Genomic DNA, 22,060 nt, shown 5'->3' with positions numbered 1-22,060 from the left:
ACTGTCCTACGGCTCAGAACTGGAGGGACTTGGTCTGGAGGTACTCCGCCAGCCCGTGCGGGCCGAGCTCCCGGCCGACGCCCGACTGCTTGTAACCGCCGAAGGGCGCGCGCACGTTGAAGCGGCCGCCGTTGATGTCCACCTGTCCGGTGTCCATACGGCGCGCGAAGGCCACGGCCGTCTCCTCGTCCGCGGCCCAGACGGCACCGCCCAGGCCGTAGACGGTGCCGTTGGCGATGCGCAGGGCGTCCTCCTCGTCCTCGTACGGGAGGATCGACAGCACCGGGCCGAAGATCTCCTCCTGGGCGATGGTCATGTCGGGGGTGACATCGGCGAACACGGTCGGGGCGACGAAGTAGCCCCGGGGGTGCGGCGCGTCGGGGCCCCCGGCGACGAGGCGGGCGCCCTCCTCGATGCCCTTGGCGATGTAACCGCGCACGCGCTCGTGCTGTTTGGCGTTGACGACCGGGCCGAGGCGGGTGGCCGAGTCGGTCGGGTCGCCGGTGGGGTACTTGGCGACTGCGGCGGCCGCGAGGGAGACGGCCTCCTCGTACTGGTCCCGGTGGACGAGCATCCGGGTGAGCGCGTTGCAGCTCTGGCCGGTGTTGTTCATGACGTGGCCCACGCCCGCCGCGACGGCCTTGGCCAGATCGGCCCCGGGCAGGATGACATTGGCCGATTTGCCGCCCAGCTCGAGGGCGACCCGCTTGACGGCGGCGCCGGCGGTGGCGCCGATCTGCTTGCCGACGGCGGTCGAGCCGGTGAAGGAGACGAGGTCGACTCCCTCGTGCGCGGCCAGGGCCTGGCCGGCGACCGGACCGGTCCCGGTCACCAGGTTGAAGACTCCGGCCGGGATGCCCGCGTCGTGCACGGCTTCGGCGAAGAGCTGTGCGGTCAGCGGGGTGTCCTCGGCCGGCTTGAGGACGAGGGTGCAGCCGGCGGCGAGAGCGGGCGCCACCTTTGCAACGACTTGGTGCAGCGGATAGTTCCAGGGTGTGATCGCGCCGACCACACCGACCGGCTCCAGCAGGACGGTGGAGTTCCCGATCCGCTCCTCGAAGGCGTACGAGGCCGCGAGCTCGGCGTACGAGGAGGCCACGGCGATCGGTGATCCGACGTGGACCAGCTCCGAGAAGCCGAGCGGGGAGCCGAGCTCGGCGGTGATGGTCTCGGCGATCTCGCTCTTGCGGGCGGCCAGGAGATCGCGCAGCGCCCCGATCAGGGCGGCCCGCCCGGCCGGAGCGGTGGCCGCCCAGCCGGGCAGGGCCGCGCGGGCCGCGCGTACGGCCGCGTCCACGTCCTCGGCGGTGCCGGCCGGAACCGAGCCGATGACCTGCTCGTCGGCCGGGTTGACCACCTCGATCCGGTCCTGTCCGACGGCGGGCCGCCATTCCCCGCCGATGTACATCCCGTCGTGGGCCTTCATGTCATTCCTCCCGAGCACGCACGAGCGCGTAGACCTGACCTCGCCAACACCCTACAAACTAGCGTCGGTAGTTTTCCGTGCGCCAGAGGCGGCCGGGCTCAGATGATGCCGAAAAGCATCCCTGCCGCCAGGACGACCAGAGAGGTGAGGGCCGCCCATTTCACGGTGAACCGGGTGTGGTCGCCGAACTCGACCTTGGCCATGCCGACGAGGACGTAGACGGCCGGAACCAGCGGGCTCGACATGTGCAGGGCCTGACCGACGAGGGAGGCGCGGGCGATCTCCAGCGGGGAGACCCCGTGGGCGGCGCCGGCCTCGGCCAGGACGGGCAGGACGCCGAAGTAGAAGCCGTCGTTCGACATGAAGTAGGTGAGCGGCAGGCTGAGCAGGCCCGTGACCAGGGCCATGTACGGGCCCATGCCCTCGGGAATGGCGCCGACGAGCCAGTCGGCCATGTGCTTGACCATGCCGGTGCCGCTGAGGACGCCGGTGAAGACGGCGGCGGCGAAGACCATGCCGGCGACGTTGAGGACGTTGTCGGCGTGGGCGGCGATCCGGGCCTTCTGGTCGGGCATGTGGGGGAAGTTGACGGTGAGGGCGAGGGCGGCACCGAGCAGGAACAGCACCGGGATGGGCAGCAGCTCCATGATCATGGCGGTCAGAAGGGCGAGGGTGAGACCCGCGTTGAACCAGTAGAGGCGCGGGCGCAGGGTGGGGCGCTGCGGGTCGAGACCCTGGAAGCCGTCGTCGCCGTCGCCGTGGCCCTCGCCGGAGGGGGAGGCGGAGGCGGCGGAACCGGTGGATCCGGTGGAACCGGTGGAACCGGTGGAACCGGCGGCGGGCGCCGAGCCGGTGGTGCCAGTGCTGCCGGCGGCAGTGGTGCCGGAGCCGGCGGCGACGAGCGAGAGGGACTCGGCCTCCGCCTCCGTCTCCCCGCCGGGCAGGACCAGGAGGCCGACGCGGCGGCGCTCCTTGAGCCCGAGGACGTAGGCGAGGACGAACACGAAGAGCAGGCCGACCGCCAGGGCCGGGATCATGGGGACGAAGATGTCGGCCGCGTCGAGCTTGAGGGCGGTGGCGGCGCGGGCCGTGGGGCCGCCCCACGGGAGGGTGTTCATGACGCCGTTGGCGGTGGCGGCGACGCCCGTCATGACCACGAGGCTCAGGCCGAGCCGCTTGTAGAGCGGGTACATGGCCGAGACCGTGATCATGAAAGTGGTCGATCCGTCGCCGTCGAGCGAGACGATCGCGGCGAGGACGGCGGTGCCGACCACGACGCGGACCGGGTCTGCTTTGCAGAACCGCAGGATGCCGCGCACGATCGGGTCGAAGAGGCCGACGTCGATCATCACGCCGAAATAGACGATGGCGAACATCAGCATGGCGGCGGTCGGGGCCAGCTTGCCGACGCCGTCGATGACGTAGTCGCCGAGGTGTGCGCCCTTGCCTGCGAACACGCAGAAGAGCGCGGGGATGAGGACGAGCGCCGCGATGGGCGACATTTTCTTCAGCATGATCAGGACGAGGAATGTCGCGATCATGGCGAAGCCGAGGAAGGTCAGCATGCTGGGAAGGTAGGGGTCGCCTCCTTGCGCCAACAAGACGTCCACGCGTGAGCAATACGAGCAAAACCCCAGCTCAGGGCAGGGGCGTCAGCTCGACGGGGAAGCCGTTGAGGACGGCCGTACCGGACAGCGGGTCGAGCCGGGAGCCGTCGAGGAGCTGGTTGACGTTGGCGCCGGGCGAGCGGGACGCCACCGTGAGCCGAGTGCCGACGCGGTCGTGGCCCCAGCCGTGCGGGAGGCTCACCACGCCGGGGCGCAGGGCGTCGGTGACCTCGACGGGGACCTCCAGGGCGCCGCCGTCGGCGGTGATCCTGGCCCGGCCGCCGTCGGTGAGGCCCAGCCGGCCCGCGTCCTGCGGGTGGATCTGGAGGGTGCAGCGGTTGGAACCTCCGGTGAGGGCCGGGACGTTGTGCAACCAGCTGTTGTTGGACCGCAGATGGCGGCGGCCCACGAGCACCAGGCCGGCGGGGCGGTCGGCGAGCGCCGCGCGCAGCCTGGGGAGCTCGGCCGCGATCGGGTCCGGCAGCAGCTCGATCCTGCCGCTGCGGGTCCTCAGCACGCCCGGGAGCCTGGGCCGCAGCGGGCCCAGGTCGATGCCGTGCGGGCTCTGCCGCAGATCCTCCAGGGTCAGCTCGTACGGGCCCAGGCGCAGCATCATGTCCAGCCGCCGCTCGGGACCGGTGCGGCCCGACAGCAGGCGCGCCTGCTCCTGCGGGTCGGCGCCGAAGAGCGGTGAGTGCGGTTCGGTGACGGCGCGGGAGAGGGTGTCGGCGATGACGCGCTCGTCGACGGCCTCGGGCGGTGCGCCGTGCAGGCCGGAGACGGCCAGGATCAGCCGCGCGTGGATCTCGCACTCGTCCATCCGGCCGGCCTCCAGGGGGATGGCGGCGGGTGAGTAGCGGGCCTGGTTGCGTATGGCGAACCCGTTGAACGCGAAGTCGAAGTGCGCGCTCTGCGCGGGCGGCGGCGGGGGCAGCACGACGTGGGCGTGGCGTGAGGTCTCGTTCAGGTAGGGGTCGACGGAGACCATGAAGTCGAGGCCGGCCAGGGCCCGGTCGAGCCGGTCGCCGTCGGGTGCGGACAGGACCGGGTTCGAGGCGACGGCGATCAGCGCCCTGATCCGGCCCTCGCCCGGGGTCTCGATCTCTTCCGCCAGGGCGGCCGTGGGGAGTTCACCCTTGGCTTCGGGGTGGCCGCTGACACGGCTCGACCAGCGGCCGAGGGCGAAGCCCTTGCCGGGGCCGGCCGGCCGGGGCGCGCCGGCGGTCGCGGAGAGCGGGAAGAGGGCTCCGCCCGGCCGGTCGAGGTTGCCGGTGAGGATGTTCAGTACGTCGACCAGCCAGCTGGCCAACGTGCCGTACTCGACGGTGCAGCTGCCGATCCGCCCGTATACGGCGGCCGTCGGGGCGGCCGCGAGGTCACGGGCGAGGGTGCGGATGTCCTCGGCGGCGAGGTCGCAGGCGGGTGCTACGGCCTCAGGAGTGAAACTCCCGAGGGCGGCGGCGAGTTCCCCGAGGCCCTGCGCCTTTTCCTCGAGCGGGCCGGGGTCGGCGAGCTTCTCCGCGAGGAGGGTGTGTGCGAGGGCTGCGAGCAGCAGTGCGTCGCTGCCGGGGCGGGGCGCGAGGTGACGGTCGGCGAGCCGGGCGGTGCGGGTGCGGCGCGGGTCGACGACGACGAGGGTCCCGCCGCGGGCGCGCAGGGCCTTGAGGCGGCCGGGGAAGTCGGGGGCCGTGCACAGGGACCCGTTGGATTCGAGCGGGTTGGCGCCCAGGAGCAGCAGGAAGTCGGTGCGGTCCAGGTCGGGGACCGGGATGGCGAAGGGGTCCCCGAAGAGCAGGCCGCTGGACACGTGCTTGGGCATCTGGTCGAGGGTGCTGGCGGTGAAGAGGTTGCGTGTGCCGAGGGCCTTGAGGAGCAGCGGCGGGTAGAGGGCCCCGGCGATGGTGTGAACGTTCGGGTTCCCGAGGACCACGCCGACCGATGGGGGCCCGTACTCCCGGACGAGGGCGGGGACGGCAGCGGCGATGGCCTCGTAGGCCTCCTCCCAGGTGGCCTCCCGGAGCCGGCCGTCGCGACGGACGAGAGGGGTGCGCAGCCGGTCGGGGTCGGCGTCGAGCGCACCGAAGGCGGCGCCCTTGGGGCAGATGAAGCCGCGGCTGAAGACGTCGTCGCGGTCTCCGCGGGCGGCGGTGACGGCGGTGCCCTCGATGGTGAGGGTGAGGCCGCAGGTGGCTTCGCAGAGGGGGCAGATGCGCAGGGCGGTGCGGGGCATGGGCCCTCCAGGGGGCGGCGGACTGCGGCGCGGGCACACGGAGCGCCCCGAGCATACCGACCGGTAGGGACGGGCGCGAGGGTTCTGCGGGAGCCGGCCGGAGCGGGATGCCGCCGCCGGGTTCAGTCCAGTACGCGGGCGAGGTAGGCGTGCATCATCGCCCGGGTCTCGGCGACGATGTCGGGGTCTCCTGCGGGGTCGGCGCGGAAGGCCAGTTGGATCAGCGCGTCGGTGGCCTCGACGGAGACGAGGACCGCCCGCCCCAGGGTGGCGTCGGGAGTCAGACCGAGGTGGGCGCAGAGCAGTTCGGTGAGACGCGCGGCGACCACGTGGTTGGGGTCGGCCTCGGGGCCCTCGGCCGGGGGCGCGGGCACGCCGAAGTCGACGAGCGCGAAGCCGGGGACGCTGCGCTTCATGGCCAGGTACTCGTCCAGTACGGCGTCCACGACGGGCCGCCAGTGGGTGGCGGGGAGACCGGCGAGCCGGTCTGCGATGCCGTCGGCATAGCGGTCCAGGTTGCGATGGGCGAGGGCGATGGCCATGGCCCGCTTGTTGCCGAAGAAGCGGTAGACGGAGCCGATCGGGACTCCGGCGCGCAGCGCGACGGCGCGGGTGCTGAGGTTCTCGTAGCCGGTCTCGTCGAGCAGCTCGGCGCAGGCGTCGAGGATCCGGGCGAGCCGGTCGGCGCTGCGCTGCTGGATCGGAGTACGGCGCAGGGAGGGGGCGGGAGGCACGGGGTCCATCATGCCGCTCCGGGGTTCTCGTGACGGCGGCGGCCTCAGTTCAGCAGGAGGCCGAGCCCGCCGACGGTGTAGGTGATCATCAGCGCGAACAGCGGCAGCTGGCCGGCGACCGCTCTGGCGGGCGGGAAGAGGCGTACGGAGCGGTCGTGGGCCGCGACGACGCCGAGCACGTGGCCGGTGACGACGGCGATGACCTGGAGGGCGGCGAGGGCCCCGGGATCCAGTGGGGACAAGGGTTCGGGGCCGTTGTCAGTGCCGAGTGCCATGCTTACCGTGCGTGGTCCTTCAGTCACGAGGAGGGAGAAGTAGTGGGCGACGAGATAGCCGAGTGCGATCGGCACGAGTGAGTGCGCGAAGGCGGTCAGCGGGCCGGGGTGCGGGCCGCTGACGAAGCGGGTGGCCGCGGCGCACAGGCAGTAGAGGGTGGCGACGAGGGCGATGGAACCGAGGATTCCGAGTGTGGCCGTGGGGGTGCGGCCGAGGGGGGAGGTCTGGAGGACGTTGATCCACGACGGGTGGTCGGAGAAACCGTCGTAGGCGGTGGAGCCGAGCAGGACACAGACGGTGGCGACGAGTCCGGGCCGCTCGGGCGTCGCGTCGAGTCCGTGGAAGGGGTTGCGGAGGACCAGGCGGCCGTCGCTGCGACGGCCGAGGGGGGAGAGCCGGGCGAGGAGGGCGGAGTACGTCTCGAAGGCGTCTCCGTCGTCGAACCAGCGCTCGCCGAAGCGGGCGGCGAGCAGGAGCTGGGCAGTGGTGTAGGCGGCGAGGGCGATGAGGAGGGTGGTGGTCGATGCGGGGTCGGGAGCGGCGAGTTCGAGCCAGGTGAATCCGAAGAGCCCGACGGCGGCGGGCCATTGGCCGAGCCGGTCGGGGAGGGGGCGGTCGGGGCCGCCGCCACCCCGCCGGGGCCGGGCCCGGGAGAGGAGGCGGTGCAGGGTGCGGAGCGGGTTGAGCAGGCGCCAGACGGGGCCGAGGAGGAGGGAGGCGGGGACGAGTCCGACCCAGAAGAGGACGTAGACGGCGCCGGCGGCGGGGTTGCGCGCGGGGTCGTCGGGACCGAGGAGGAGGTGGAGGAGCACGGCGAGCGCGAGGGCGAACCCGAGTCCGCGCAGGGCGGTGCGGGTGGCCGGCGCGTCGGCCACCCGCTGGAGGACGGCGGGCAGGGCGAGTCCGGAGCGGTCGCCGCGGAAGCGGGAGGTGGACCAGAGCAGTGCGAGCGCGAGGAAGGAGACGAACAGCGCGGTGAAGGCCCCGGCGAAGGCGTAGAAGGGAGAGATCGGCAGATCGTGCTGGGACCCGATCCCGTGCGCGAGGGTGGTGAGCGGATCGGCCAGGAGTGGGACCACGCCCTGGCCTCCCCCGCCGCCGGCCTGAGCGTGCGGCGGCAGGGGCGGCGGCACGGAAGGTGTCATCGGACGAGGAGCTGGGTCAGGACGAGGGCGGACTCATGGGTCTCGACCTCGAAGAGGCCCGTGCGGTCGGCCGTCAGGATCAGGGTGGCCTCCTGGCCTGCGGGCAGGGCGAGTTCCTTGTCGTAGCCGTGGACGTGCAGGGTGTCCGCGCGGTCGCTGGTGACGCGCAGGGCGACGCGCTCGCCGCGCTTGAGCTCGGTGCGGGCGGGGGTGGGGCTGACCCTGCCGTCCCGGACGGTGATGGTGACCGTCCGGTCGGCCTGCGGGGCCTGCGGGGGCTCCGGGGGGCCGGTCGGGGTGGGCTCGGGGTGACTGTGGGCGGCCTGGCCCGGGGGGCCCGCGATCAGCGGGACGGCGGTTTCGACCGGTTTGCCGGACACCGCCCAGGCGGTGTGGTCGTCCGCGTACAGCCGGACGGTCAGGGTGTGCGTGCCCTCGGGGACCTGCGCGGCGGGCAGGTGGAACCAGGGGCCGTACAGCCGGGCCAGTTTGCGGCCGTCGAGCTCCAGGTGGGCGTGGCCGGCGCCCGGGAGGGCGGCGCCGCCGGTGCTGTCGGGGGTGAAGCGGAAGTTCTTCACGGCCAGTTGGAGGTTCCAGCCGTCCTCCGAGTCCGGGCGCGTGGTGAGCTGGACCTCCGGTGCCCCTTCGGCCGGTACCTCGCGGAGCCGGTGGCCCGCGCCGTCGTCGGCGGTGAGCAGAGTGCCGACGCTGCCGGAGGCCTGCTCGTGGCTGGTGCCGGGCTTGTGATGGGTGGTGGCCCGCCCCCCGCAGCCCGTCGCCGCTCCCCCGGCGAGCAGCAGGGCCACGACGAGCAGGGGCGCCGCTCGACCGCCCCGACCGCCCCGGCCGCGCGTGCCCGGCCTCCGGCGCGGGCGGGGCGGCGTACCGCAGTCGTCGCACCGGCTGCGGTCCCCGGCCCAGCCGCTCACGGCTGCCCTCCGGTGGACTCCGGGGCGGGGTGGGGTGGGGTCGGGAGGCCGTCCGAACTCGGGGCCCGGTCGCCGGCGGGAGCACCGTCCGCGGAGAAACGGTCGGTGCCTGCGCCGGCCTGGGTGGCCGCCGAGGCGTGGGGGCCGGTGCCCGCGTCGGCGGGGGTGGCGGCGGCGTCGGGGTCAGGGCCCGTGCCGGCGGTGGCGGCCCCGGCGTGGGGTGCCGTGGCTGCGTTGGCGGGGGTGGCGGCGGCGTCGGGGTCAGGGCCCGTGCCGGCGGGGGTGGCGGCCAGGGCGTGGGGTGCCGTGCCTGCGTTGGCGGGGGTGGCCGCCCGAGCGGAGGGGTTGGTGCCCGCGTCGGCGGGGGTGGCGGCGGCGTCGGGGTCAGGGCCCGTGCCGACGGGGGTGGCGGCCAGGGCGTGGGGTGCCGTGCCTGCGTTGGTGGGGGTGGCCGCCCGAGCGTAGGGGTCGGTGCCCGCGCCGGCGGGGTTGGCGACCGTGCCGGCGGGGGTGGCGACCGCGTCGGCGGGAGCGCCGTCCGCTGCTTCGGGGGCGGTGCCTGCGTTGGCGGGAGCGCCGTCTGCGGCAGCGGGACCGTCCGTGGTTGCAGGGGCGGTGCTCGCGCCGGTGGGGGTGGGGGTTTCGGTTGGGGGGTTGGGTGGGGTGGTGGGGCGGGCTGAGGCTGTGGCTGCCCAGAGGAGCCAGAGGACGGCGAGCAGGGCGCGGGCCCAGGCGGGGCTCACGGGGGTCCAGGGGATCATCAGGACCGCCTTGTCGAAGGCGTCCAGCAGGGTGAGGGCGGCCAGCAGCAGGGTGAGGCGGGCCAGCCAGGGGCGGGTGGGGCGCAGGGCCAGGCCCACGCCCGTCCACCACAGGCCCAGCAGGGTCAGCGCCAGCGCCGGGACGGCGGTGGCGGTCAGGCCCGCGGTGGAGCCGGCCACGTCCAGGGCCAGGCCCGCCAGGCCCAGGAGGGAGGCCACCGTGCCCAGGCGGGAGCCGCGCAGGCGGCGCCACCACAGCACGCCGCCGACCAGGAGGAGGACCCCCGCCACGGCGAGGGCGATCTGGGTCTCGACCCGCTCCAGACCCCGGGCGCCGTACCAATCGCAGCCGGCCGGGAGTTTGCGCGCCTGGACGTTGTAGTCGGCGCAGACGAGGAGCTGGACGAGCTTCACCGGTTCGCCCACCAGTCGCGCCGAGGCTCCCGAGACCTCGCCGCGGGCGCCCCCGCACTGCGGCAGCGTGCCCGGGGTGGAGCCGTCGGGGCCCTCCTGCCAGCAGTTGCCGCGGCCCTGGCCGTCCCACCACACGTCCATGCCGTTGGGGCGCGCGGCGCCGGACCTGTCCTTGCCGAGCACGTTGCCGGCGTAGCGGTTGTGGTGGGAGGTGTCCGCCTGCTTGGACCACGCCTCCTCGCCGCGGATGAAGGCCGGTACCGCCGAGAGGAAGAAGCCCGCGCGCCGGTGCCCGTACACCCAGTTGTTCTCGTAGAGGTTCCAGTTGCCGCCCGCGGTGATGATGCCGGTGCCCGGCGGCATGGAGATCTGCGGGCAGACGACGCCCCGCTCGTAGCCGCGCTCGATCGGCGGCTTGGCGCAGGTGCCGTCGGCGACGTACCCGTAGTAGTCCTGGTTGTTGTCGTGGATGAGGTTCCGCTCGAACTTGGCGTGGTTCTGCGGGAGTCCGGGGTGGCCGGGGAAGGCGCTGTCCATCGAGGCGCCGCCCATGTTCTGGTCGAACTCGTTGTCGTGGACCCAGACGGAGTCGCCCGCGGTGCCGGAGTAGCCGACCATGTTGTGGTGGCTGTGGCAGCCGGTGATCTCGATGGAGTAGCGGGGGACGTCGTAGCCTCGGCCGTCGTTGATGTTGGAGGCGCTGCCCGGGTAGATGCCGGAGTCGCCGTTGCCGTACGACTCGCAGTTCTTGTAGAGCCCGTGGTCGCTGGCGAAGGTCAGGAAGCCGTACTCGTCGTTCCACCGGGTCAGCACGTCGTCGATGACGAACCCGTCGCCCGCCAGGACGTAGAGCGAGTTGAAGGTGGTGCGCTGGGCGGTGAAGTTGCGGAAGTAGATGCCGTTGGACTTGTCGGCGCGGATGGCGTTGAGCTTCTGGTACTTGGCGTCGATGACCACGTCCAGGCGGGACGCGCCGGTCCCCTCGATCTGCAGGTTCGTCTTGCCGAGGATGGCGACGAGGTTCTGGTTGTGCCGGCAACGCTCCTGCTGCTCGTAGGTGAGGATCTGGTAGCCGAGCGACGAGTTGGGGGCCTTCAACTCCGCGCACTCGCCCGTCGGCTTGGGCAGTGAGGGCTCCTCCTCGTACAGGCCGGGGAGGATCGCGATGTTCATGCCCGGCCGGTCGACGGCGTCGACGGCCTCCTGGAGGTGCCGGTATCCGCTCTTCTCGCACCGCTCGTAGAGGGCGAGGTTGCGCTGCCGCAGCTCCTCCGGGAAGGCGGATATCCGGCGTTCGAAGGCGGGGCGGTCGGTCTTGCAGACCACGAGGTCGGGCTCCGCCCTGCGGTACTCGGGCACGGATCCGGAGCCGTCGGGGAGGGTGACGGGGCGCTCTTCGTGCGCGTGGGCGGCGGGCGCGGCGGCGAAGAGGGACAGGAGGGCGAGGAGGGCGGCGAGGAGAGCCGCCGGCACGGCAGGGAACCTGCGGGTCCACGACATGCGCGTGAGAGTAGAGCATTGTTCATCTTTTGGGATCCCCTCATGCGCGAATCCGTTGCACCCACCCCGTCCCGCCCCTCCCCCGCTCCGCCCGCGCTTCCTTCGATGCGCCGTTGACGCGCGGGCCGCGGAATCCTACTGTCGACCATAGGATTCCTTCGACGGAGCGGGAGCACCACATGACCGAGCAGGCCAGGAAGACGGCGGAGGGGCTGGAGTACCTCACCGGCTTCGGCAACGAGCACAGCTCGGAGGCCGTACCCGGCGCGCTGCCGCACGGCCGGAACTCGCCCCAGCGCGCACCGCTCGGCCTCTACGCCGAGCAGCTCAGCGGCAGCGCCTTCACCGAGCCGCGCAGCCACAACCGCCGCTCCTGGCTGTACCGGATCCGCCCCTCGGCGGCGCACCCGCCCTTCACCCGCATCGACAACGGGACCCTGCGCACCGCGCCCTTCACCGACGCCGTCGCGGACCCGAACCGGCTGCGCTGGAACCCCCTGCCCGACCCGGCCCCCGGCACGGACTTCCTGGCCGGCCTGTGGACCCTCGGCGGCAACGGCGACGCCGCCCAGCGCAGCGGCATGGCCATCCACCTCTACGCCGCCAACGCGGACATGACCGACCGGGTGTTCAGCGACTCGGACGGCGAGCTGCTGATCGTCCCCGAGCGCGGTGGCCTGCTCCTGCGCACCGAGCTCGGCCTGCTCGCCGCCCGGCCCGGCGAAGTGGCCCTCATCCCGCGCGGCGTCCGCTTCCGGGTCGAGCTGCTGGACGGCGAAGCCGCCGGCGACGGCGCCGCCCGCGGGTACGTCTGCGAGAACTACGGCCGCCCCTTCGAGCTGCCGGACCTGGGCCCGATCGGCGCCAACGGCCTCGCCGCCGCCCGGGACTTCCGGGCCCCGGCCGCCGCGTACGAGGACGTCGAGCGCCCCACCGAGGTGGTCAACAAGTTCTGCGGCAACCTCTGGGCGGCCACCTACGACCACTCCCCGCTCGACGTCGTCGCCTGGCACGGCACCCACGTCCCGTACGTCTACGACCTGCGCCGCTTCAACGTCCTGGGCTCGATCAGCTACGACCACCCCGACCCGTCGATCTTCACGGTGCTGACCTCGCCCTCCGACACCCCCGGCCTCGCGGGCGTGGACTTCGTGGTCTTCGCCCCGCGCTGGCTGGTCGGCGAGGACACCTTCCGCCCGCCCTACTTCCACCGCAACGTGATGAGCGAGTACATGGGCCTGATCGAGGGCGCCTACGACGCCAAGGCCGAAGGCTTCCTCCCCGGTGGCGGCTCGCTCCACAACATGATGTCGGCGCACGGCCCGGACCGGGAGACCTTCGACCGGGCCAGCGCCGCCGAGCTGAAGCCGCAGAAGATCGACGACGGCCTGGCCTTCATGTTCGAAACCCGCTGGCCGATCACCGCCACCGCCCAGGCGGCCGGCGCGGAGCACCTCCAGCGCGGATACGACGACGTCTGGCAGGGTCTCCAGCGCCACTTCCGCGCCTAATATGCGCAGCACGCCGCCCCCGTCCAGCCGTACGGAGAACCACCCGTGACCGCCTTCGCCCCCGACTCGCTGGTGCTGAACCGGAAGCTTCCGCTCTGGTACCAGGTGTCACAGTCGCTGCGCGCCTCGATACTCGGGCGCACCCCGGACGCCTCTCTGCGCCTGCCCACGGAGGAGCAGCTCGCCGAGCACTACGGGGTCAGCGTGCTGACCATGCGGCAGGCGCTCAAGGAGCTGGAGGGCGAGGGGCTGATCAGCCGGCACCGGCGGCGCGGCACCTTCATCGAGCCGGGTGCACGGCGCAGCGCCCCGGTCCGGCTGCTGGGCTCGGTCGACGCGATCGTGGCCCAGCAGTCGGGCGACGTCACGACGATCCTCGGCCACGGGCGGACGGCGGTGTCCGGGGAGCTGCTGGACCACTTCCCGGACACGCCGGAGGTCGTCACGTACCGCCGGCTGCGCCTCGACCGGGAGAGCGGAGAGCCGACGAACTGGGTGGAGAACGCGGTCCTTCCGGAGTTCGCCGAGGCGGTGGCGCTCGCCGATCTCGAACGGTGGCCGATGACCAAGGTGCTGCGGGACGTCGTGGGGGTGCGGATCAGCCGCATCACGGACACGGTCGAAGCCCGGCTGGCGGACCCGGAGACGGCCGAACTGCTCCAGGTCCCCCTGCTCAGTCCGATCCTGCACTACACCGGCGTGACCTACGACGAGGACGGGCGGGTGGTCGACGTGGCGCGCATCCGCTACCGCGGCGACCGGTTCTCCTTCACGGTGACGGTCGACGCGCACTGACGCCCACCGGAGCTCCGGCCTGCCGGACCACCGATCGGCGGCCCGCCCACCCCCGGACCGCCGATCGCCAGACCGCCTACTGCTTCCGCTCCTCGTCGTCCTTGGAGCGCTCGCCCTCCGCCTGCGACGGCGTGGTCCGCATCGTGTCGGGGTGGTGCCGTTGCGCCCTCTGCTTCTCGTCCATGTCCTCGTCGAGGCGCTCCCCCTCGGCCTGCGACGGAGTCGAGTATTCGTCGTACTGACTCATGACCGTCTCCTCGGTCGATACGGTACGTACACGTACATAAGGAGCGTAGCGCTTCGGCCTGACCGGAGCCCGGCCACCGGGGCCGTCGCTACCATCGGCGGCGTGAGCGAAGACGTACCGCTGCTGGACGATCTGATGCCCTGGGCCGTGGGCGGCCTGCGCCTGGGCCGGGACTGGGTGGCCGCACCCGATCCGGCGGCCCTGCGCACCCGCTGGGCCGCCCTGACCGGCGCCGAAGGGGCCGAGCGGGAGCGGCTGTTCCGCCCGAGCCGCAGCCGTACCCCCGCCGCCGGCGCGGCCGCGCTGCCGGGCCGGCGCTCCGCCTCCACGGCCCGCTTCGCCGACGAGCCCGGCCCCTGCCCCGATCCCGTACGCGTCCTGCGCGACCCCTTCGACGAGCAGTGGCTGCTGCCCGACCAGCGGCTCATCGACACCGCCCGCCCCGAGCTGTGGCGGGTCCGGGACGACCACCAGCTGTTCACCGTCGAAGCCCCGGGCGCCGATCTGGTGGTCACGGCGCACCTCCCGGCCGGCCGGCTCGGCCGGATCCGTCCGCTGCACCGCCGCCCCGCAGGCGCCGAGCCGAATCTCGCGCCGGGCCTGCTGACCCTGCTGGGCGAGCGGTACGGCGGCCGGGTCACCCCCGAGGACGTGCTGTGCTGGGCCCTCGCCGCGGGCCGCCCCGGTCCGCGGGGGTACGAGGTCCCGCTCGCCGCGGATCCCGGGCGCTGGCGGGCCGGGCTGGAGCTGGGCCGGCGGCTGCTCACCGTCCGGCTGCGCGGAGCCCGCGGCGGCGAGCCGCCCCGGCTGCCCGGCGGGCGGCGCCCGTACGTCCGCTCCGCGCTCGTGGCGTGGCCGCACGAGGTGACGTACGAGGCCGGGAGCGAGACGCTGGGCTTCGGCGGCGGGACCGTGTCGCCCGTCCCGGCGGGCGCCTGGGAGTACGAGGTCCAGGGGGTGCGGGTGCTGGAGTCCTGGTTCGCCGCACGCAGCGCGCACCGCGCCCCGGACGCGGACGGGCTGGAGGCGCTGGGTCCGGCCGAGTGGCCCCAGAGCTGGACCTCGGAGCTGCTGGCCCTGGTCACGACGCTGGCGCTGCTGGCCGATCTGGCCCCGGAGCGGGCCGCCTTCGAGCCGGGTCCCGCGCTGTCCGCCGGCGAACTGCGCGCCGCCGGGGTGCTGCCGCCGCCGGCCTGGAGCAGGCGCCCGGCCTCGGTCCTGGACCACCAGGAGGAGGGGCCGGGCGGCCAGTTCGCCCTGCTCTGACCCGGCGCACGGAAAGCCGGGGCGCTACGGAGCCCAGGCCCCCAGCAGCCTCGACACCGTCCGCTCGAACACGGCGGCCATGTCCAGCCCCGCCCCGGGGACCGGCTCGATGCCGCCGGCGAGGGCCCCGGCCAGCAGCGGGTACTCCCCGGTGGCCAGGCGCGAGCCGAGCCAGGCCGTCCGTACGCGCTGTTCGGCGGCTTCGCTCCAGGGCAGCGTCCGGGCCCGCTCGGCGAGCGCCAGCTCACCCGTCACGTAGGTCGCCACCGTGCCGTTGACGGCCGCGACGAGCTCCAGCTTCTCGGGGCCGGCCGCGTCCAGCGGGACCAGGCAGGCGAGGCTGTGCTCCAGGTACCGCAGGGCGTTGGGGCCGAAGCCGTACACCGGGCTCAGCAGCCGGGGCACCCAGGGGTGCCGGTGCATGAGCGCCCGGGTCTGGCGGGCGAGCGCCAGCAGGTCGGCCTGCCAGTCGCCGGTCGGCGCGGTGAACTCGTACTCCCCGCTGACCGCGTCGACCATCAGCTCGTACAGGTCCTCCTTGCGCGGCACGTAGTTGTACAGGGACATCGTCCCGGCGCCGATCCCGGCCGCCACGCGCCGCATGGAGACGGCATCGATCCCCTCCGCGTCCGCGATCCGCACGGCTTCCGCGGCGATCGACTCGCGGCTGTGCGCGGGCCGGGGGCCGCGGCCGGCCCGCTGCGGGCGGGCCCAGATCACTTCGGGTTCGGCGGGTCGCCCACCGGCTGCCATCGCTCACATCACCTCGTCCGTCTCGCCCCCAGTATTGGTTACGTACGCCGTACGTAGTGAGGTAGGGTGCCGCACATGACAACTACGTACGCCGTACTTAGTGAGGGGCTGGAGAAGAGCTACGGGCAGGTCCACGCGCTGCGCGGCCTTGACCTCGCCGTGCCCGAGGGCACGGTCTGCGGGCTCCTCGGCCCCAACGGCGCCGGCAAGACCACCGCCGTCCGGATCCTCACCACCCTCACCACACCCACCGGCGGCCGCGCCCTCGTCGCCGGCCACGACGTCACCCGCGAGCCCGCGGTCGTGCGCCGCGCCATCGGAGTCACCGGCCAGTACGCCTCCGTCGACGGGGACCTGACCGGCCGTGAGAACCTGCGCCTCTTCGCCCGGCTCGCCGGACTGCGCGGCCCCGCGGGCCGGTCCCGCGCCGACGGACTGCTGGAGCGCTTCGGGCTGGGCGAGGCCGCCGACCGGGTGGCCTCCACCTGGTCGGGCGGCATGAAGCGGCGCCTGGACCTGGCCGCCGGGCTGATCACCCGGCCCCGCGTGCTCTTCCTCGACGAACCCACCACCGGCCTCGATCCGGCGGCCCGCGAGCAGATCTGGACGGCGGTACGGGACCTCGCCGCCGAGGGCACCACCGTGCTGCTGACCACCCAGTACCTGGAGGAGGCCGACCGGCTCGCCGACGACATCGTGGTCGTGGACCGCGGCCGGGCCGTCACCACCGGCACCCCGGCCGTGCTGAAGGCCCGGATCGGCTCCTACGCCGAGGTCGCGGTCACCGCACGCGAGGCCCTGACCGGCGCCGCCGTCGTACTCGACCAGCTCACCGGCGGCCGGCCGGTGCTCGACGAAGAGCGCCTCACGGTCGGCGTCACCGTCCTCGACACCGCGCTCACCCTGCCCCGGATCATCCGCGAGCTCGACCGGGCCGGGGTCCCGGTCACCGACGCCGCCCTGCGGCCGCCCACCCTGGACGCGGTGTTCCTGCGCCTCACCGGCACCCCGACCGTCCCCGCCGAGAAGGAGCACGCGGCATGAGCACCCTGCTGTCCGACGGCGGAGCCGTCCTGACCCGCCAGCTCCAGAAGGCCCGGCACGCCCCCGCCCTGCTGATCCTGACGCAGACCATGCCGATCACGATGCTGCTGTTCTTCGGCTACGTCTTCGGCAGCGCGCTCGCCATGCCGGGCGCCGAGTACCGCGAGTTCCTGCTCCCGGGACTGCTCGCCGCGACCGCCGCGAACGGGCTGATGACCGGCATGTTCACGGCCGCGCAGGACGCCCACCGGGGGGTGATGGACCGCTTCCGGACCCTGCCGATGAGCCGCAGCGCCGTGCCGCTCGGGCAGACCGCCGCAGACCTGTTCACCACGGCGGTCTCCATGGTGCCGCTGATGCTGGTGGGGCTGGCGATGGGCTGGCGGATCGAGAACGGCCTGCCGGGCGCGCTGGGGGCCCTCGGCGTGCTGCTGCTGTTCCGCTTCGCCACCGCGTGGGTGGGCACGTACCTCGGGCTGCTGAGCAGGAGCGAGGAGGCGGCGGGCCAGCTCGGCAGCGCCACCTTCGTGCTGCCGATGCTGTCCAGCGCGTACCTGCCGACCGCCGGGCTGCCCGGGTGGCTGCGCACGGTCGCGGAGTGGAACCCGATCAGCGCCGTGGCCACGGCGGTCCGCGTACTGTGCGGAAACGCCGGCGGCGAGGCCGGCGGGTCCGCGGCGGGCGCCGCCTGGCCCGCCGCCCATCCCGTCGCCGGGGCGCTGCTGTGGTCGGTGGTCCTGCTCGCCGTGTTCGCGCCGCTCGCCACCCGCAGGTTCGCGCGGGGCCGGGGCTGAGCCGGCCGGCACGCTCCTCCTGAATCGGATGGTCCGGGCGGATCTCTTCACTCCGCACGGGTGACAGATCATGGTCCGACCCGGTAGGCAGACCCCATGGCTACCGAACCGCTCCCCCTCGCCGGCATCACCGTCGTCGCCGTCGAACAGGCCGTCTCGGCCCCCTTCGCCACCCGCCAGCTCGCCGACCTCGGCGCCCGGGTGGTCAAGGTCGAGCGCCCCGACGGCGGCGACTTCGCGCGCGCCTACGACACCACCGCGCAGGGCCTCGCCTCGCACTTCGTGTGGGCCAACCGCGGCAAGGAGTCGATCGCGCTGGACCTGAAGGACCCGCGCGGCCGGGAGGTGCTGCACGGCCTGCTGGACGGCGCCGACGTCTTCGTGCAGAACCTCGCCCAGGGCGCCGCGGCCCGGCTCGGGCTCGACTCGGCGGCGCTGTGCGCGCGCTACCCGCGGCTGGTCGCCGTCGACGTCTCGGGCTACGGCGCCGAGGGCCCGTACGCCCACAAGCGCGCCTACGACATGCTCGTGCAGTGCGAGGCGGGGCTGGTCTCGGTCACCGGCACTCCGGAGCGGCCCGTCAAGGCGGGGATCCCGGCGGCGGACATCGCGGCCGCCATGTACGCCTTCTCGGGGGTGCTCGCCGCCCTGCTGCGCCGCGGGGTCACCGGGCGCGGCGGCAGGGTGGAGGTGTCCATGCTGGACGCGCTGGCCGAGTGGATGGGGCATCCGCTGCACCACACGATGCACGGCGGGGAGCAGCCCGTGCGCACCGGTCTGGCGCACGCGGTGATCGCGCCGTACGACGCCTACCCGACGGCCGACGGGGACCGGGTGCTGCTGTCGGTGCAGAACGACCGGGAGTGGCGGCGGCTGGCGCAACAGGTGCTGGAGCGCCCCGAGTTGGCGGAGGATCCGGCCTACGCGACGAACGCGGCGCGCACCGGCAACCGGGAGAAGACCGATGCGGTGGTCGCGGAGGCGCTGGGCCGGCTGGGCGCGGACGAGGCGATCGGCCGGCTGGAGGCGGCGGGCATCGCCTGCGCGCGGCTGAACTCGGTGGCCCAGCTGGCAGCGCATCCGCAGCTGGCGGCCCGGGACCGCTGGCGGGAGGTGGGATCGCCGGCCGGCCCGCTGCGGGCCCTGCTGCCGCCGATCGGGCTGCCGGGCGGCGCGGCACCGCACATGGGTGCGGTGCCCGCGCTGGGTGAGCACACCGAACCCCTGCTGCGCTCCCTGGGGATGACGGGAGCGCAGATCTCGGAGCTTCGCCGGGACGGTGTGATCGCGTAGGGGCCGGGGAGCCGGGGCCGGGACCGGGGCCGGAGGGCCTCGGTCGGGGACGGTTACGAGCGGCGGCTGCCGAAGAGCGTGCGACGCAGGCGGCGCAGCGGCGCGAAGAGCGAGACGCGCGCGCTCCGGCTCCGCAGGCGGTGCGTGTGGTCGCGGGAGGTGAGCTCGCGCATCAGCAGGGTCGCCTCGGCGGTCTCCCGGTGCGGGACGGCGGGACCGCCCAGCACGGCGAGATGACGGTCGAGGCGCGAGCTGGTCGCGCCGCTGCCGCAGGTGATGGCAGGCACGCGGGGCGGCCTGCTGCGCATTGCTATCTGTTCCATGTTCTCTCCCCACCCGTACGAGGGCACCCGGCCCGGGCAGGTTAACCCTATCGCCCCCGCGCCGCGCTCGGGTATCCCGGTGGTGTGAATTACCCCTGTGGCGACGGGTAGTTGACGATTACTCAGCGGAGTCGACCGTTACTCTCCGCACAAAAACGGCACAGTTGGGGTTCGCGGCACGAGCAACGTCGCGACAGGGGCCACTTGTCGCACTCTGCGCTAACTTGGAGTGACCGCTTTATGACATAGGGGCGCATGCGCACACACATGGGGGGCTCGTGTGAGTGGGAACGTGTCGGGTGCGAGCGGGGAATCGAGCCCCGATCGTGTCATCTCGGGCCGGTACCGGCTGCTGGAACCCCTCGGCCGCGGCGGGATGGGCATCGTCTGGCGCGCCAGGGATGAGGTCCTGGCGCGTGAGGTCGCCGTCAAGGAGGTGCGGGCGCCGGCCGGAATGGAGCCCGCGGAACTCCGGCGGATGTACCGGCGCCTGGAGCGGGAGGCCTGGGCGGCGGCCCGGGTCTCGCACCGCGGGGTCGTCACGGTCTACGACGTGGCCTCCGAGGGCGGCCGGCCGTGGATCGTGATGGAACTGGTCCGCGGGCTCACGCTGGCCGACGTGCTCGAGGCCGAGGGTCCGATGACCCCTCAGCGGGCCGCGCACCTCGGCGAACAGCTGCTGGCCGCGCTGCGCTCCGCGCACGACTCGGGGGTGCTGCACCGCGACGTCAAACCCGCGAACGTGCTGATCGCCAACGACGGCCGGGTGGTGCTGAGCGACTTCGGGATCGCGAGCCTGGAGGGCTCCTCGGCGATCACCATGACGGGCGAGGTGGTCGGCTCCCCCGAATTCCTGGCGCCCGAGCGGGCATTGGGGAGCGATCCGGGGCCCGAGTCGGACCTGTGGTCGCTGGGGGTGCTGCTGTACGCGGCCGTCGAGGGGGTCTCGCCCTTCCGGCGGGCGACCCCGCTGGACACGCTGCGGGCCGTGGTGGACGGGGAACCGCCCGCGCCGCGGCGCGCCGGGCCGCTGGAGCCCGTACTGGAGGGGCTGCTGCGCAAGGACCCGGCCGAGCGGCTGTCCGCGGCGGAGGCGGCCCGGATGCTGCGGGTGGTGGGTGCGGGCGGGGCCGTACGGGCCTTCGGCGGGGCGGCGTCGGGGCCGGACTCCCCGGCGGTCACCGCGCAGGACCACCGCCGCGACCACGGGCCCGACCACCGGCGCGACCACCGGCACGGCGTGGTGGGATCACCGTACGGGGCGCCCACGCCGCCGATGCCGACACCGGCCGGGCCGCCGCACTCGCCCGGGGACCGGCGCGGCGGGGCGGGGCTGGTGCTGGCCGCCGGGATCGCGTTGCTGCTGTTGGCGCTGGTCGCGCTGGGGTGGCTGCTGCTGAAGGACCGTGCGGGCGAGGGGAGCGGCGGGGGCGGCGGCGGCCCGAGCGGTTCGGCGACCACCACCGCCCGGTCCGCGACCACGCCCCCTTCCGCCGGCCCGTCCGCTTCGGCGTCGGCGTCGGCGTCGGCTTCGGCGTCCGTCTCGGCTTCGGCTTCGGCTGCTTCCGGGCAGCACGTGTCGGTGTACGTCGATGCCGTGCGGACCGTCTACACCGGCAGTTGCCCGCCGCCCGCGGAGCGTGCGCCCTCCTTCACCGCCACGGTCGAGATGGAACGGCTCCCGGCCGTGCTGGAGTACCGCTGGGCCACGCGGAGCGGGAAGACGTCCGGCCCCGGCTGGCAGTCCGTCACGTACGAGGAGGCCGGGCCCAGGAGCCGGCGGCTGGAGCACACCGAGCTCACGCACGTGCCGGGGGCGGTCTTCGAGGACGCGGTCCGGCTGGAGGTGCGGGGACCGGTGGAGGTGACCACCGACTGGGTGGGGACTTCCGTGGAGTGCCGGGAGGCGACCCCGACGGGCGGGGCCTCCTCCCCTGGCACGAGCGTGTCACCGACCCCGCCGACGGCGGGGCCCGGTCAGGCCGCGTTCGTGAAGACGGGCAGGTAGCCGCCGGACTGGCCGGCTGCCGTGGGGTGGTAGGACTCCCCGATGTTGAGCCAGTTGAGGCTGTGCAGCCACGCGTCGCCGGAGCATATCTCGTGGCCCGTGAAGGCTCCGGCGACCGAGGCGAAGGTGAAGCCATGGTCGGCGGCGCGTTTGGCGATGGCGGCGTTGAGGTAGTCGGCGGCGCCGTTGATGGCGCTGCGCTCGCCTTCGGTCAGGCCCGCGACGCAGGAGCCGTTCAGCTTGTAGAAGCGGGGATAGCCGAGGACGACGACGTGGGCGTTCGGGGAGCGGCTGTCGATGGCGTCGTAGACCTGGTCGAGCCGGCCGGGGAGGGTGGAGTCCACGTACGCCTTGGCCTGGTTGACCCGGTTGATGCAGGTGGACTCGGACTGCAGCACACACGTCGTCATGACGTCCGCGAATCCGGCGTCGTTGCCGCCGATGGTGAGGGAGACCAGGTCGGTGCCGGAGTTGAGCGGGGCGAGCTGGTTGGCGAGGACGTCGTTCGTACGGGCGCCCGAGCAGGCGGTGAAGGCGAAGCTCTGCGGGGAATGGGCCGCGGCCCACAGGGCGGGGTAGGCCCGGGTGGTGCGCTTGCAGTCGCCGCTCCCGCTGTCGTATCCGCCGGCGCCGACGCCGGAGGAGTACGAGTCGCCGAGAGCGACGTAGCCGAAGTCGGCCTGGGCGGCGGCTGCTTGGCCCGCGCCCAGCAGGGCGGCGCCGGCGGCGAGTAAGACGGAGGAGGTGAGGGCAGCAAAGCGCGCGAGACGTGTGCTCATGGGGGTGCGGCTCCTTGTGGGGGTTACTCCGGAGTTACTGCTGAGTCCGTGGTACAAGGAGCCGAGGGCCACTGGAAGTGTCCATGCCAAGAATATTCCGCGCAGAGTTGTGGCCGGAATCTTCACGCCCGATGTGTTTGAAGAGGGAACCGTGAAGAGGGAACCTTGCGCCCGATCCGGCGAAACACGGGTGCGCGAGGGCACGCTGTGCCGGATCATGGGCGC

General features: G+C 73.5%; 17 protein-coding genes and 1 pseudogene. 7 read left to right on the top strand and 11 right to left on the bottom strand.

Annotated elements, in window-relative coordinates; all coding sequences use genetic code 11:
* Positions 1–13: 13 nt before the first annotated feature.
* The 7 genes and pseudogenes from ACIP5M_RS33410 to ACIP5M_RS33380 all read right to left on the bottom strand — a co-directional run.
* Positions 14–1,426 carry an aldehyde dehydrogenase family protein gene (locus ACIP5M_RS33410; RefSeq protein WP_401204029.1) on the bottom strand — a complete coding sequence of 471 codons (1,413 nt, stop codon included), beginning with the start codon at positions 1,424–1,426 and terminating at the stop codon, positions 14–16.
* Between the two features lie 98 nt (positions 1,427–1,524).
* On the bottom strand, positions 1,525–2,991 hold the full coding sequence (locus ACIP5M_RS33405; protein WP_401204026.1) for a CitMHS family transporter: 1,467 nt from the start codon (positions 2,989–2,991) through the stop codon (positions 1,525–1,527).
* A gap of 73 nt (positions 2,992–3,064) precedes the next feature.
* On the bottom strand, positions 3,065–5,263 hold the full coding sequence (locus ACIP5M_RS33400; RefSeq protein ID WP_401204023.1) for a molybdopterin oxidoreductase family protein: 2,199 nt from the start codon (positions 5,261–5,263) through the stop codon (positions 3,065–3,067).
* A 122-nt stretch (positions 5,264–5,385) separates the two neighbouring features.
* A complete protein-coding gene (locus ACIP5M_RS33395) occupies positions 5,386–6,006 on the bottom strand; it encodes a TetR family transcriptional regulator (protein ID WP_401204166.1) in 621 nt (206 codons plus the stop codon).
* Between the two features lie 35 nt (positions 6,007–6,041).
* A complete protein-coding gene (locus tag ACIP5M_RS33390; RefSeq protein WP_401204021.1) occupies positions 6,042–7,352 on the bottom strand; it encodes a hypothetical protein in 1,311 nt (436 codons plus the stop codon).
* Between the two features lie 62 nt (positions 7,353–7,414).
* On the bottom strand, positions 7,415–8,233 hold the full coding sequence (locus ACIP5M_RS33385; RefSeq protein WP_401204163.1) for a hypothetical protein: 819 nt from the start codon (positions 8,231–8,233) through the stop codon (positions 7,415–7,417).
* 782 nt (positions 8,234–9,015) lie between these two features.
* Positions 9,016–11,022: pseudogene (locus tag ACIP5M_RS33380) on the bottom strand (right-handed parallel beta-helix repeat-containing protein); the annotation flags it as partial.
* Between the two features lie 179 nt (positions 11,023–11,201).
* Between ACIP5M_RS33380 and hmgA the strand changes: the two are divergent.
* Positions 11,202–12,533 carry a homogentisate 1,2-dioxygenase gene (hmgA, locus tag ACIP5M_RS33375; protein ID WP_401204018.1) on the top strand — a complete coding sequence of 444 codons (1,332 nt, stop codon included), beginning with the start codon at positions 11,202–11,204 and terminating at the stop codon, positions 12,531–12,533.
* Between the two features lie 45 nt (positions 12,534–12,578).
* Entirely contained in the window at positions 12,579–13,328 is a 750-nt protein-coding gene (locus ACIP5M_RS33370; RefSeq protein ID WP_401204015.1) for a GntR family transcriptional regulator, read from the top strand.
* 76 nt (positions 13,329–13,404) lie between these two features.
* Here ACIP5M_RS33370 and ACIP5M_RS33365 read toward each other — a convergent pair whose 3' ends face one another.
* Positions 13,405–13,575, bottom strand: coding sequence for a hypothetical protein (locus tag ACIP5M_RS33365; RefSeq protein ID WP_401204013.1), 171 nt, complete (start codon positions 13,573–13,575; stop codon positions 13,405–13,407).
* Between the two features lie 135 nt (positions 13,576–13,710).
* Between ACIP5M_RS33365 and ACIP5M_RS33360 the strand changes: the two genes are divergently transcribed.
* Positions 13,711–14,841 (top strand): type ISP restriction/modification enzyme, encoded by a 1,131-nt coding sequence (locus tag ACIP5M_RS33360; protein WP_401204161.1) that lies wholly within the window; start codon positions 13,711–13,713, stop codon positions 14,839–14,841.
* A gap of 24 nt (positions 14,842–14,865) precedes the next feature.
* Here the strand turns inward: ACIP5M_RS33360 and ACIP5M_RS33355 are convergent, their stop codons facing one another.
* A complete protein-coding gene (locus ACIP5M_RS33355; protein ID WP_401204010.1) occupies positions 14,866–15,594 on the bottom strand; it encodes a TetR/AcrR family transcriptional regulator in 729 nt (242 codons plus the stop codon).
* 75 nt (positions 15,595–15,669) lie between these two features.
* Between ACIP5M_RS33355 and ACIP5M_RS33350 the strand changes: the two genes are divergently transcribed.
* The 3 genes from ACIP5M_RS33350 to ACIP5M_RS33340 all read left to right on the top strand — a co-directional run bounded on the left by ACIP5M_RS33350 (position 15,670) and on the right by ACIP5M_RS33340 (position 18,725).
* Complete coding sequence (locus ACIP5M_RS33350; protein WP_401204007.1) at positions 15,670–16,638, top strand: ATP-binding cassette domain-containing protein; 969 nt, start codon at positions 15,670–15,672, stop codon at positions 16,636–16,638.
* Positions 16,635–17,432: an ABC transporter permease gene (locus ACIP5M_RS33345; protein ID WP_401204004.1), complete on the top strand. Its 798-nt coding sequence runs from the start codon at positions 16,635–16,637 to the stop codon at positions 17,430–17,432. The genes ACIP5M_RS33350 and ACIP5M_RS33345 overlap by 4 nt, the downstream gene beginning before the upstream one ends.
* A 96-nt stretch (positions 17,433–17,528) precedes the next feature.
* A complete protein-coding gene (locus tag ACIP5M_RS33340; RefSeq protein WP_401204001.1) occupies positions 17,529–18,725 on the top strand; it encodes a CaiB/BaiF CoA transferase family protein in 1,197 nt (398 codons plus the stop codon).
* A gap of 53 nt (positions 18,726–18,778) precedes the next feature.
* Here ACIP5M_RS33340 and ACIP5M_RS33335 read toward each other — a convergent pair whose 3' ends face one another.
* A complete protein-coding gene (locus ACIP5M_RS33335) occupies positions 18,779–19,048 on the bottom strand; it encodes a hypothetical protein (protein ID WP_030720225.1) in 270 nt (89 codons plus the stop codon).
* 280 nt (positions 19,049–19,328) lie between these two features.
* Here ACIP5M_RS33335 and ACIP5M_RS33330 point away from each other — a divergent pair, with 280 nt between their 5' ends.
* On the top strand, positions 19,329–21,056 hold the full coding sequence (locus ACIP5M_RS33330; protein ID WP_401203997.1) for a serine/threonine-protein kinase: 1,728 nt from the start codon (positions 19,329–19,331) through the stop codon (positions 21,054–21,056).
* Here the strand turns inward: ACIP5M_RS33330 and ACIP5M_RS33325 are convergent.
* Positions 21,026–21,835: an SGNH/GDSL hydrolase family protein gene (locus ACIP5M_RS33325; protein ID WP_401203995.1), complete on the bottom strand. Its 810-nt coding sequence runs from the start codon at positions 21,833–21,835 to the stop codon at positions 21,026–21,028. The genes ACIP5M_RS33330 and ACIP5M_RS33325 overlap by 31 nt on opposite strands.
* Between the last annotated feature and the right edge of the window lie 225 nt (positions 21,836–22,060).

This window comes from Streptomyces sp. NPDC088762 (assembly GCF_044750905.1).
Taxonomy (GTDB): domain Bacteria; phylum Actinomycetota; class Actinomycetes; order Streptomycetales; family Streptomycetaceae; genus Streptomyces.
This window is presented reverse-complemented; position numbering and strand designations above follow the sequence as displayed.